Origin of the sequence: Plantactinospora sp. WMMB782 (assembly GCF_049179135.1) — a bacterium.
GTDB lineage: Bacteria > Actinomycetota > Actinomycetes > Mycobacteriales > Micromonosporaceae > Plantactinospora.
In genome coordinates, this window is the sequence record NZ_JBMHMC010000007.1 from 4,263,038 (window position 1) to 4,275,284 (window position 12,247).

Consider the following 12,247-nt stretch of genomic DNA (forward strand, 5'->3'; position numbering starts at 1 on the left):
GGGCGGGATCAGTTGTCGACGGCGAGCCAGCGGCGGCTGCGCCGCCCCGGCAGGTAGCCGGCGTCCAGTCGTTTGGCCAGCACCCCGGGCAGGCCCTGCTCGCGGCTGGCGTCGAGGGCGTACCGGCCGCCGCCGGGGAAGTACGGCGGGGTCTGCCAGTGCGGCCCGGACAGGGCCAGCCCGTCGAGGAGCTCCCGGCGCTGGGCGTACGGCAGGTCGAGGCTGCTCGTCCCGTCCAGCCAGAGCAGATCGAAGATCAGGTACTGGCTGCCGTCCCGCCCCGGGTTCCGTCGGCCGGCAATCGGGGGTGCCGCCGGGCGTACCCGTCCGGACCGGTCGAAGTCGACAAGCTCGCCGTCGAGTACCGCCTCGACGGGGGCCAGCTCCTCGGCCAGCTCCCGCAACCGCGGGTACGCCGGGGTGAGGTCCTCGTCGTCGGCGGAGCGCAGCCGGAGCCGGCCGCCGGAGACGTACCCGATGGCCCGCAGGCCGTTCCAGCGCATCTCGTAACCCCAGGCCGGGTCGTCGGCCGGCAGCTCGGCCGCGACCGCCGCGCGCATCGGGCGGACCCGGTCCGGCATCGACTGCCAGCCCGGCGGCGCCGGGTCGAGCCGGCGGACCATCCAGTCCCGGTCCCCGCCGCCGCGCCGGCCGTCGGCCCTGTCCGGCCCACCGCCCCGACCGGCCCGGAACAGCACGTAGCGCCCGGCGACCCGCCCGCCGCGCAGCGTCACCAGCACCTCGTCGTCGCGCCACTTCTCGCAGCTGTACTCGCCCCGGTCGAAGACCGTCATCCGCCCGCCGCCGTACTCGCCGGCCGGGATCTCGCCGGCGAACTCGAGGTACTCCAGCGGATGGTCCTCGGTGTGCACGGCGAGGTGGCTGCGCCCGGGCTCGCGGGGCAGTCCGCGCGGCACCGCCCAGGAGGCGAGCACCCCGTCCCGCTCCAGTCGCAGGTCCCAGTGCAGCGCGCGGGCGTGGTGCTGCTGGATCACGAACCGGGCGCCGTCCCGCCCCGCCGCCGGCTGCCTCCCCGGCGCCGCCGGCTGCGCACCCGGCCCCGGCGCGGCGTCCTGGCCCGGCTCGGCGATCGGTACCGACTCCGGTCCGGGCTCGGGCACCGGTTCGGGCGTGCGGGTCCGGTCGCGCTTGCGCCGGTACTCGTCCAGCCGGTCGGCCATGCGGCCATTCTGCGCCGATCCGGCGGCGCCCGCCGGATGCATGCCGCCGGCCTGTCCGGGTAGAACTTCGACATGACCTCTGCGATCGACCAGCCCCGCGTGTCGTTGCCCGGTGACGTCCGGATGCCGATGGTCGGCTTCGGCACCTGGCAGCTGCGCGGCAGCCGGGCGTACGACGCGGTCCGGGAGGCGCTCGACGTCGGCTACCGGCACCTCGACACCGCCACCATGTACGGCAACGAGGCCGAGGTGGGCCGGGCGATCCGGGACAGCGGGGTGCCCCGGGAAGACGTCTTCGTCACCACCAAACTGCCGCCGGAGCGGGCCGGTCAGGAGCGGCGGACCATCGCGGAGAGCCTCGCCGCCCTGGAGACCGACTACGTCGACCTGTGGCTGATCCACTGGCCCCCGCCGTCGGAGCGGGCCAGCCTGGCGAGCTGGCGGGAACTGCTGGCCGTCCGGGACGAGGGGGCGGCCCGGGCGGTCGGGGTGAGCAACTACGGCACCGGCCAGCTCGACGCGCTCGTCGAGGCGACCGGCGAGGCTCCGGCGGTGAACCAGATCCGTTGGGGTCCGGCACTGCACGACCCGGGCCGGCTCGACGAGCACCGGGAGCGCGGGGTGGTGCTGGAGGGGTACAGCCCGCTGAAGACCACCGACCTGACCGACCCGGTGCTCGGGGAGATCGCCCGGAAATACCGGGTCACCCCGGGCCAGGTGGTGCTCCGCTGGCACCTGGACCACGGCGTGGTGGTGATTCCCAAGTCGGGCACCCCGTCCCGGATCCGGGAGAACTTCGATCTCTTCGGCTTCACACTGACCGAGGACGAGTTGAGCCAGCTCGATGCGATGGGTCGCTGACCCGGCCTGGCAGGCGATCCGGGCGCTCGGTCCCGTCCTGCCGCTGACCTGCTACTTCTGCTCCCGGCCCCGGGCGTTGCCAGCCGGGCCGCCGAGCCGGCGTCGGGCCGAGCGACTACCCTGACCGGCAACCGCCACCCGGGGCGCCCGCGCGTACCGCGCCGTCCGGCGCCCCGGGCCGTGCACCGGGTGCGTGGCGGTGCGAGGGGAGGCTGCGGGATGTACGACCAGCTGCTCGGCGGGGGCCTCGGGCCGCCCGGCCCGGAGGAGAACGGGCCGGAGCCGGACTTCGTCACCTGGCTGGTCTATCTCGACCGGGCCGAGGACCAGGGCTGGCTCGCCTCGCTGGCCCACTGGTGGCACGACGAGGTGTGCCGGCTGCTGTTGCCGTTCGTCAGCCCGGCCGGCGCGGCGGCACCGGCCGTCTCGCTCACCGCGTTCGAGCAGGACGCCGCCGGGCGCGGGCGACGGCGCCGGCCGGCCCGCTGGGCGGACGGGCTGACCGAGGAGTGTGCCCAGCTCTCGGCCCGGTGGTTCGACGTCGCGCCGACCGCGATCGCCTCCGAGCTGGACGTCTTCCTGGCCCGGTTCGCCGGTCGACGGCACGTCCGGTTGCAGATCTCGGTCGGCTTCGAGGGGCGCTCCGGCGGATTGCCGCTGGTGCTGCCGGCCCTGGTCGAGCTGGCCCGGCTGGTCGGCGACGCGACCGACCCGGCGTACGGCGAGATCGTCGCCAACGCCGGCCTGCTGCCCCCGGCGACGATGCTGGACGCGGCGCTCGGCCGCTCCGCCGAGTCCTCGGCCGAGCAGTGCCGGACCCGGCTGCGCGGCTACGAGTGGGTGACGATCTGTCCCCGCGAGCTGGCCGCCACGCTCGGCGGGGCGGAGCGGCTCCGGGCCACCGGCGCCTTCGCCGAGGTACGCCCGCTGCGGCACGGCGGCCTGCTGCTCCGGGCCACCGACGATCCGGCCGACTACCAGGCCGACCGGGTACGCGAGGTGTTCCGCGCCCTGGCCCCGGTGCTGCCGCCCGGGCAACCGGGTGCGCTGCCCACCGTCCCGCCCGCCGGGTCGTCGATGCTGTCGGCGGTGCCCGGGGTGTTGGCCGGCGACCCGGGCGGGCACGACCTGAGCCGGGTGGTCTTCGCCGATCCGCGTGCGGTGCACCGGCAGCTTCCCGGCCAGCGCCTCGACCTCGACCTCGGCCCGGGACTCGCCACCCGCTGACGGGTTGCGGATGCCCGCTGACGAGAAGCGGGTGCTCCTACCGCCCCTGCTGGAGGCGGTAGGAGCACCCGGGGTGGTGCGCGGTACGCCCGGTACGGGCGGCTGACTGGGAGTGCGTCAGGACGGAGCGGGTCGGGTCAGGCCCGGCTGCAGGCGGTGCCGTTCAGGCTGAACGACGTCGGCGACGAGTACGCGCCGCTGAGCGTGCCCTGGTAGCCGAACGATGCCGTACCGCCCGGTGCGATGGTGCCGTTCCAGCTGATGTTCCGGGCCGTCACCGCCGATCCGCTCTGCGTGACGGTGGCGTTCCAGGCCTGTCCGACCTGCTGACCCGAGGGCAGGTTGTAGGTCAGCGACCAGTTGTTGATCGTGCTGGAGCCGGTGTTGGTGATGGTCACCGAGGCGGTGAACCCGTTGTTCCAGGAGTTCGCCGTGTAGGCGACCCGGCAGGAGGAGGAGCCACCCGGCGGGTTGGTCGGCTGCCCGGTGGACGGGTTGGTCGGCTGCGGGTTGCCGCCGCCGTTCACCGAGGCGGAGAACGAGTTGACCGCCAGGCCGGTGCCGCCGATCCACGGCTCGAAGCCGGCCTGGATGCTGGTCAGGTACCACGAGTTGGTGATCGCGCCCCGGTTGCGGGTGTCGTTGATGAAGTCCAGCACGCTGAAGTTCCAGCTGCTGATCGGGGACGGCGAGACGTACGAGATGACGTTGTTGGAGCCGTTGCTCCCGCGCCACACCTCCCAGGTGCGCCCGCCGATCGTGGCGTTGCCGACCGGGGAGCCGATCGGCTGGATCGAGCCCTGCCGGTTGAACCAGATCATGATCTCCATCTGGTTGACGCCGTCGCGCTTCGGGGACGGGTCCAGCCAGATGTCGTAGGACGCGTTGTAGGTGGCGCCGCCGACGAAGTTGTAGCTGATGCTGCTGTTGGCACTGCTGATCTGGCTCACCTGCATCGGCAGGTTGGTCCCGGGCGAGCAGTTGGTGTAGTGGCAGCCGAGGAAGACCGACGGGTACGACACCGGAGCGCCGCTGGTGCTGCCCTGGCCGTCCTGCCGGGTGATCGAGAACCCGTTGTCGGTGACGTTTATGCACTGCTGGGCGGTGGTGCCCCAGCGGTTGTTCTGGACCACGTACCTGCCCTGGATGGTGGTCGAGCCGTACTGCTCACAGATCTGGACGTCGGCCTGGGCGGGACCGGCGGCGACGAGTACGGCGGAGGTGGCGCTGACCAGCAGGCCGGCGACCGCCGCGAAGGCGGGGACGGAACGTCTCATGATGCTCCTTGAACGTGGTGGGTCCGTGGAGTGGAAGTGGTGCGGTGCCGCTGGGTAACGGGCGTGCGGCGAGGGTGGTGATCCGAGGGAGCGCTCCCATGGCAGCTAGCACACATTTACATGCTTGAAATCGGAACGCAACTGGGCGCGCGTCGGCCCGGGGGTTTTCGTGACGGTGGGCCCGGTTATGCCAGTTGCGCTGCCGAGCTGAACGGCGTATGGGAGAAGAAGGGCGAGCGACCGGCGGTGGCCGGGTTCAGCCGCCGGCCAGCAGGGCGCGGGCGGCCCGCACCTGGCCGACCGCGCCGTGCAGCGCGGCGACGATCCGTTCCTCGGTGGCCGCGTCCAGCCGGGTCGCGGGGACCGAGAGGCTTATCGCGTCCACCGCCGGGTTGTGCAGCGGCACCGCCACCGCGAAGCAGACGATCCCCTCGGTGTTCTCCTCGCGGTCCACCGCGTAACCCCGGTCCCGCACGGTGGCCAGTTCCGCGTGCAGCAGCTCCGGGTCGGTGATGGTGTGCCGGGTGAGCGCCGGCAGCGGCCAGCTCAGCAGCCGGTCCACCGCCTCGTCGCCACGTTGGGCCAGCAGCACCTTGCCGAGCGCGGTGGCGTGCGCCGGCAGGTGCCGGCCGATCGCGCTGTACAGGCGAAGTCGGTGCACCGACTCCCGCTTTGCCAGGTAGACGACGTGTGGCCCGTCCAGCCGGCCCAGGTGGACGGTCTCGCCGAACCGGCCGGCCAGTTCGTCGAGTACCCCGGCGAGCAGGCCGGTGGCGTCGTCCGCCTCCAGGTAGGCGGCACCGACCTGGAGGGCGCGTACGCCCAACCCGAAGCGGGTGCCGGTGGCGTCCGCCTCCACCCAGCCGCGCTGGATCATCGTGCGGAGCAGGCCGTGCAGGCTGCTCTTCGGGATCTCCAGCGCGCGGGCCAGCTCGACCAGGGAACGGCGCTGCGGCGAGTCGGCCAGTGCCTCCAGCACGTCGAGGGTCCGGCCGGCCGACTTCACCGGCTGGAACGCCTGCACCGCCGCGCCCGGTCCGGCGTCGCTGGCGGTACCCGTCGTCATGCCGGCCACTCTAGTCGGGTTGACAGCGTCCGGGCGGACAGTAGGGTCGGCTATGTGACCAGCGTTCAAGATGATGAACAGTCAGCCGGGGTGACCGAGACCATCGCGGCGACCCGGATCCTGCCGGTCGTGGTCCTGGAAGACGCCTCCTCGGCACCGGCGCTGGCCGCCGCGCTCACCGAGGGTGGCCTGCGGGCCATCGAGGTGACCTTCCGGACGGCGGCGGCGGCCGAGGCGATCCGGCTGATGGCCCAGCGACCCGACCTGCTGGTCGGCGCCGGCACCGTGCTGACGCCGGCTCAGGTCGACCAGGCCGCCGAGGCGGGCGCCCGGTTCGTGGTCAGCCCCGGCTTCTCCCCGGCCGTGGTGCGGCACTGCCAGGAGCGCGGCCTGCCGGTCTTCCCCGGCGCCGCCACCGCCACCGAGATCCAGCTGGCCCTGGACGCCGGGCTGGACACGGTCAAGTTCTTCCCGGCCGAGCAGCTCGGCGGGGTCGGCATGGTCAAGGCGCTGGCCGCACCGTTCCGGTCGGTCCGGTTCATCCCGACCGGCGGCGTGCACACCGGCAACCTCGGTGACTACCTGGCGCTGCCCGCCGTGCTCGCGGTGGGCGGCACCTGGATGGTCGCCCCCAGGCTGCTCGCCGAGGGCCGCTGGGACGAGGTCACCCGGCTGACCGCCGCCGCCGTCGCGGCCAGCCGTCCCGCCGGCTGACCCGCCGTCGGCGCTCGCGGCCGATCCTCGCGGCCGATCCTCGCGGCCGATCCTCGCGGCCGATCCTCGCGCGCCCGCCACCAACCGACCCGCACCGAACGTCGACCCGCACCGAACGTCGAGCCGCACCGAACGTCGAGCCATTCGCCCGAAAGGTCCATCCATGTTGCCGATCCGATCCGCCGACGACTGCCGATTCGACCTCGTCTCGCTCGGCGAGGTGATGCTCCGGCTCGACCCGGGCGAGGGCCGGGTGCGCACGGCGCGGACCTTCCGGGCCTGGGAGGGCGGTGGCGAGTACAACGTCGCCCGGGGGCTGCGCCGGTGTTTCGGACTGCGTACCGCGCTGGTCAGCGCGTTCGCCGACAACGAGGTGGGCCGGCTGCTGGAGGACCTGGTCCTCACCGGCGGGGTGGACACCTCCTTCGTCAGGTGGGTGCCGTACGACGGCATCGGCCGGAGCGTCCGCAACGGGCTCAACTTCACCGAGCGGGGCTTCGGGGTGCGCGGCGCCGTCGGCACCTCGGACCGGGGGCACACCGCGGCCAGCCAGCTCCGCCCGGCCGACGTCGACTGGGACCACCTCTTCGGCACCCTCGGCGTGCGCTGGCTGCACACCGGAGGCATCTACGCGGCGCTCTCCGAGACCACCCCGGAGACCATCGAGGCCGCGATGAGCGCCGCGCGCCGGCACGGCACCCTGATCTCGTACGACCTGAACTACCGGCCCAGCCTCTGGAAGGCGGTCGGCGGGCAGAGCCGGGCGCAGGAGGTCAACCGGCGCCTCGCCCGGTACGTCGACGTGATGATCGGCAACGAGGAGGACTTCACCGCCTCGCTCGGCTTCGAGGTGCCGGATACCGACGCCTCGCTCGCCGAGCTCGAGGTGGCGAACTTCCAGCGGATGATCGAGGCGGTCACCAGGGAGTACGACAACTTCCGGGTGGTGGCGACCACGCTGCGCACCGTACGCAGCGCGACGGTGAACGACTGGGGGGCGATCGCCTGGTCCGCCGGCAGCGGCTTCGTGCAGGCGACCCACCGGGCCGACCTGGAGATCCTGGACCGGGTCGGCGGCGGCGACAGTTTCGCCTCCGGGCTGATCTACCGGCTGCTGGCCGGCGGGGACCTGGCCAGCGCGGTGGAGTACGGCGCCGCGCACGGCGCGCTGGCGATGACCACCCCGGGCGACACCTCGATGGCCAGTCTGAAGGAGGTCGAGGCGCTGGTCCGGGGAGCCGGTGCCCGGGTGCAGCGCTGAAGCCGGTGACCGGATGAGCTGGGCACATCCGATCGGATCTTCCGCTGGGGCGATAGCGCGGAGTAGTGTCTTGCCTTCAACGCGTGTCGATCCCTCCGGAGGCGTCACCAGATGGCCGCATCCCAGCTGCGCGTGCTCGTCGTCGGTGCGGGGATCGCCGGCCTGGCGGTCGCGCGTACCCTCCGGCTGGCCGGGTTCCGGCCGGACGTCACCGAGCGGTCGTCCGGGCCCGACGCGCCCGAGATCGGCCTCTTCCTGCCGGGCAACGCCGAACGGGCGCTGCGGGAGATCGGGCTGGACGATCCGGTGCGGCCGTTCGGTCAGGTCATCCGCTGCCAGCGGTTCCTGGACGCGCAGGGCCGGGAGCTCTGCGAGGTCGACCTCGACAAGCTCTGGTCCGGCGTCGGCGAGTGTCGCGGGCTGCCCCGTTCCGATTTGCACCGGGTACTGCTCAGCGGGGCCGGTGGCGAGGTCCGGTACGACACCGAGGTCCGCGCCCTTCAGCTGCACCGGGACGCCGTCACGGTCACCTTCGGCGACGGCAGCCAGCACGAGTACGACCTGGTGGTCGGTGCCGACGGGCGGCGCTCGGCGGTCCGGGCGCTGGCCGCGCTCGGCGGCCCGGCCCGGCCGGCGGGGCAGATCGGCTACCGCAGCGTGGTCAGCGGCGGGCCGCCGCTGGCCGAGTGGACCGGAGTGCTCGGCGAGCGGGCCGCGTTCGTGGCCGTGCCGATCGGCGCCGGCCGGCTGCACTGTTACGCCGACGAGGTCGGCAGCGTGGCGCCGGCCGATCCACTGGCCCGGGTCCGGGAACTCTTCGGCGGGTACGGCGGCCCGGTGCCGGCCATCCTGGAGGCGATGGAGCAGGTGCGGGTGACCCGTGCCGACGAGGTGGAGCTGGGTGCGTGGTACCGGGGGCGGGTGGTGCTGGTCGGCGACGCCGCGCACGCCACCGCGCCGACGCTGGCCCAGGGTGCCGCGATGGCCTGCGAGGACGCCCTGGTGCTGGCCCGTTGCCTGGCCCGGTCGGCGAGCGTGCCCGAGGCGCTGTACGGCTACGAGTGCCGGCGCCGCCCCCGGATCAAGTGGGTGCTGGACCGGACCCGGGACCGGGACCGGACCCGGAACGTCCCCGCCCCGCTGCGCGACCCGCTGCTGCGGATCCGGGGTGGCAAGATCTTCCAGGAGCACTACCGACTCCTCGTCGACCCGGCCTGACGGCGCGTGGACCCGGACCGGGCCTGACGGCGCGTGGACCCGGTGCGACCGGACGGCGTCCGGCGCCCCGCTGCGGTGCCGGGCCGGCCGGGTGTGGCCGTGCCGGGCGGCCTGGTGGAGTGGCCCCGGCGGGTCGGGGCGTACCCGAGGAGGGACCCGCCGCTGCCGGGGACTATTCTGCCTGCGAGGTACGGCTCGCAGATCAACAGCGCGTGCCGAGTGGGACTAACGAGAACCGGAGGCCACTCGTGACCACCGTCGCACCCAAGCCGATCGTGACCCGGCCCTGGCCGGTCCGCCAGCCGGTCAAGGGCTCGGCACTCACGCGGCTGCTGCGTACGACGGACGCGAAGCAGATCGGGATCATGTATATGGTCACCGCGTTCGCGTTCTTCATGATCGGTGGCCTGATGGCGCTGCTGATGCGCGCCGAGCTGGCCCGGCCGGGACTCCAGTTCCTGTCGCCGGAGCAGTACAACCAGCTCTTCACCATGCACGGCACGATCATGCTGCTCTTCTTCGCGACGCCTATCGTCTTCGCGTTCGCGAACTTCGTGGTGCCGATCCAGATCGGCGCGCCGGATGTGTCGTTCCCCCGGCTGAACAGCTTCGCGTACTGGCTCTACCTGTTCGGCGGGACGCTGGCGATGGGCGGCTTCCTGACCCCCGGCGGGGCGGCCGACTTCGGCTGGTTCGCGTACACCCCGCTGAGCAACGTCGAGCACTCGCCAGGGGTCGGCGCCAACATGTGGATCGTCGGCCTGGCCATCTCCGGTCTGGGCACGATCCTCGGCGGCGTCAACATGATCACCACGATCCTGACGCTCCGGGCGCCCGGCATGACGATGTTCCGGATGCCGATCTTCACCTGGAACATCCTGGTCACCAGCCTCCTGGTGATCATGGTCTTCCCGCTGCTCGCGGCGGCCCTCTTCGCGCTCGCCGCGGACCGGATCCTCGGCGCGCACGTCTTCGACGCCGAGACCGGCGGGCCGATGCTCTGGCAGCACCTCTTCTGGTTCTTCGGGCACCCCGAGGTCTACATCGTCGCGCTGCCGTTCTTCGGCATCATCAGCGAGATCATCCCGGTCTTCTCCCGCAAGCCGATCTTCGGCTACAAGGGCCTGGTCGGCGCCACCATCGCGATCGCGGCGCTCTCGATGAGCGTCTGGGCGCACCACATGTTCGCCACCGGCCAGGTGCTGCTGCCCTTCTTCTCGTTCCTGAGCTTCCTGATCGCCGTGCCGACCGGCATGAAGTTCTTCAACTGGATCGGCACGATGTGGCGCGGCCAGATCAGCTTCGAGAGCCCGATGCTCTGGTCGATCGGCTTCCTGGTCACCTTCCTCTTCGGCGGCCTCACCGGCGTACTGCTGGCCAGCCCGCCTGTCGACTTCCACGTCTCCGACTCGTACTTCGTGGTGGCGCACTTCCACTACGTGCTCTTCGGCACCATCGTCTTCGCCGTCTACGCCGGCATCTACTTCTGGTTCCCGAAGATGTTCGGCCGGATGCTGGACGAGCGCCTCGGCAAGGTGCACTTCTGGTTGACCTTCATCGGCTTCCACACCACGTTCCTGGTGCAGCACTGGCTCGGCGCCGAGGGCATGCCCCGGCGGTACGCCGACTACCAGGCGATCGACGGCTTCACCACGCTGAACATGATCTCCACGATCGGTTCGTTCGTCACCGGCATCTCGACCCTGCCGTTCCTCTACAACGTCTGGAAGTCGTACAAGGCCGGTCCGGTGGTCGAGGTCGAGGACCCGTGGGGGCACGGCAACTCGCTGGAGTGGGCGACCAGCTCCCCGCCGCCGCTGCGCAACTTCGACCGGATGCCCCGGATCCGCTCCGAGCGGCCGGCGTTCGACCACAAGTACCCGGAGCTGGCTGCCGGCGGGCAGTCGCTGGCCGGCCCGCCCGAGGGTGGCGCCAAGCCGCTGACCAGCGAATCCGACCACGGCGCCAGCTACACCGAGGACACCGCGAGCAACGTCGACGAGCGGTAGTCCACACCCCGTCCGATCTCGCGGCCGGCACCAGGAGAACTCCGGTGCCGGCCGCCGGCGTTCTCGCGCTTCCCGACGCCGCGCGCCTCCCGCCGTCTGACGCTTTCGGCCGCAGGCGTCTTCACGCCTTCGTCGGAGTAGCCGGCCGGCTGGCTTCGGCGGCATCGGCAGCTTCGGTGGCATCGCCGGGGGCCGGTCGGTCGGCTGCGGCACGGCGGCGGTGCCGCAGTTCGACGGGGAGCAGGGCCAGCCCGAGCAGCGCGCCGACCAGACCGGTGGCGACGAACCCCCAGGCGGGTGCGGAGGCGTCCATCACCGCGCCGGCAAGTGGCGCGCCGAGGGCGAGCCCGACCGTGAGCGCCGAGTTCTGCAACCCCATGGCCTCACCCCGGGCCCCGGACGGGGCGAGCTGGCTCACCGCGTGCGAGGTGGCGGCCAGCGCCGGTGCGCAGAGCAGCCCGGCCGGCAGCAGGGCGAGGCAGAGCGTCCACCACTGCCCGCCGCCGAGCCCGACCGGTACGGTGCAGATCCCGAGCAGCACCACGATGGCCAGCGGCGGGGCCGGCCGGGTCAGCATGCCGTACGCGAAGCCGCCGACCAGGGAACAGACCGCCCAGAAGGCGAGCACCAGCCCGGTCCAGTGCACCTGGTCGGCGTCGCGCAGCACGGCCACCACGGCGACGTCGGTGCCGCCGAGCACCAGGGTGGCGGCACCGGTGATCGCCAGCATCCCGACCAGCCGGGGTGTCAGCCACTCCCGGCGGGCCGGCATTGCCCCGCGTGCCGCCGGCTCGCCGCCGTCCCGGGTCGGCGGGTCGAGCCAGACCAGCGCCCCGCCGGCAAGCAGGATGCCGGCGCCGACCACCAGCAGGGCGGCCCGGGGCGACACGCTGGTGGCCAGCAGCACCGCCACGGCCGGGCCGACCATGAAGGACAGCTCGACCCCCATCGAGTCCAGCGCGTACGCCGGCCGGCGCCGCTGCTCCGGCACCAGCGCGGCGATCGACTGCCGGATCACCGAGAAGACCGGCAGGGTCAGCAGCCCGGCCAGCAGCGCCCCGCCCAGCAGCACCGGGTACGGCATCAGGGGCGCGCCGAGCCAGAACGCCGACTCGGCGACGGTGGTCAGCACGAGTACCGGCCGGAGACCCCGCCGGTCCACCAGCCGGCCCAGCACCGGGGCGGAGAGCGCGGATCCGACAGTCATCGCCGCACCCGCCAGCCCGGCCGCCGCGTATCCGTGCCCGAGCTGCGTCACCACGTAGAGGGTGAGCGCCAGCAGGGTCATCGTCTTGGGGATCCGGACCAGCAGGGCGAGCAGCATCAGGGACCGGACTCCGGGCAGCGCCAGGGCCTCCCGGTAGGGCGTGAGTGTCATCTCGGGTGGGTCACCTCCGGCCGCCATCCTGCCCGGCCGGTGTGACGTACCCGGT

11 protein-coding genes are annotated in these 12,247 nt (G+C 72.8%); 7 read left to right on the forward strand and 4 right to left on the reverse strand.

Annotated features, from left to right (window positions below; all coding sequences use genetic code 11):
- Positions 1-8 precede the first annotated feature (8 nt).
- Positions 9-1,181: a DNA polymerase ligase N-terminal domain-containing protein gene (locus tag ACN28A_RS21465; RefSeq protein WP_421397393.1), complete on the reverse strand. Its 1,173-nt coding sequence runs from the start codon at positions 1,179-1,181 to the stop codon at positions 9-11.
- Positions 1,182-1,253: 72 nt separating this feature from the next.
- Here ACN28A_RS21465 and ACN28A_RS21470 point away from each other — a divergent pair, with 72 nt between their 5' ends.
- The 3 genes from ACN28A_RS21470 to ACN28A_RS21480 all read left to right on the forward strand — a co-directional run bounded on the left by ACN28A_RS21470 (position 1,254) and on the right by ACN28A_RS21480 (position 3,269).
- Complete coding sequence (locus ACN28A_RS21470) at positions 1,254-2,042, forward strand: aldo/keto reductase (RefSeq protein WP_421397394.1); 789 nt, start codon at positions 1,254-1,256, stop codon at positions 2,040-2,042.
- Positions 2,026-2,166 (forward strand): hypothetical protein, encoded by a 141-nt coding sequence (locus ACN28A_RS21475; RefSeq protein WP_421397395.1) that lies wholly within the window; start codon positions 2,026-2,028, stop codon positions 2,164-2,166. Before ACN28A_RS21470 ends, ACN28A_RS21475 begins: the two co-directional genes overlap by 17 nt.
- Before the next feature lie 95 nt (positions 2,167-2,261).
- Complete coding sequence (locus ACN28A_RS21480) at positions 2,262-3,269, forward strand: hypothetical protein (RefSeq protein ID WP_421397396.1); 1,008 nt, start codon at positions 2,262-2,264, stop codon at positions 3,267-3,269.
- A gap of 137 nt (positions 3,270-3,406) precedes the next feature.
- On the opposite strand, the gene ACN28A_RS21485 is transcribed toward ACN28A_RS21480, so the two are convergent.
- Together ACN28A_RS21485 and ACN28A_RS21490 are read right to left on the reverse strand one after the other, a co-directional pair.
- Positions 3,407-4,546 (reverse strand): GH12 family glycosyl hydrolase domain-containing protein, encoded by a 1,140-nt coding sequence (locus ACN28A_RS21485; protein ID WP_421397397.1) that lies wholly within the window; start codon positions 4,544-4,546, stop codon positions 3,407-3,409.
- Between the two features lie 256 nt (positions 4,547-4,802).
- Positions 4,803-5,612, reverse strand: coding sequence for an IclR family transcriptional regulator (locus tag ACN28A_RS21490; RefSeq protein ID WP_421397398.1), 810 nt, complete (start codon positions 5,610-5,612; stop codon positions 4,803-4,805).
- A 90-nt stretch (positions 5,613-5,702) separates the two neighbouring features.
- Here ACN28A_RS21490 and eda point away from each other — a divergent pair, with 90 nt between their 5' ends.
- From eda to ctaD, 4 genes are all read left to right on the forward strand, one after another.
- Positions 5,703-6,326 carry a bifunctional 4-hydroxy-2-oxoglutarate aldolase/2-dehydro-3-deoxy-phosphogluconate aldolase gene (gene eda / locus ACN28A_RS21495; RefSeq protein ID WP_421397399.1) on the forward strand — a complete coding sequence of 208 codons (624 nt, stop codon included), beginning with the start codon at positions 5,703-5,705 and terminating at the stop codon, positions 6,324-6,326.
- A 163-nt stretch (positions 6,327-6,489) separates the two neighbouring features.
- Positions 6,490-7,587, forward strand: a complete 1,098-nt coding sequence (locus tag ACN28A_RS21500) for a sugar kinase (protein WP_421397401.1) — start codon at positions 6,490-6,492, stop codon at positions 7,585-7,587.
- Positions 7,588-7,698: 111 nt separating this feature from the next.
- Complete coding sequence (locus tag ACN28A_RS21505) at positions 7,699-8,805, forward strand: FAD-dependent monooxygenase (protein ID WP_421397403.1); 1,107 nt, start codon at positions 7,699-7,701, stop codon at positions 8,803-8,805.
- A gap of 248 nt (positions 8,806-9,053) precedes the next feature.
- Entirely contained in the window at positions 9,054-10,814 is a 1,761-nt protein-coding gene (gene ctaD, locus ACN28A_RS21510) for a cytochrome c oxidase subunit I (protein ID WP_421397405.1), read from the forward strand.
- Positions 10,815-10,935: 121 nt separating this feature from the next.
- Here the strand turns inward: ctaD and ACN28A_RS21515 are convergent, their stop codons facing one another.
- A complete protein-coding gene (locus ACN28A_RS21515; protein WP_421397406.1) occupies positions 10,936-12,192 on the reverse strand; it encodes an MFS transporter in 1,257 nt (418 codons plus the stop codon).
- Between the last annotated feature and the right edge of the window lie 55 nt (positions 12,193-12,247).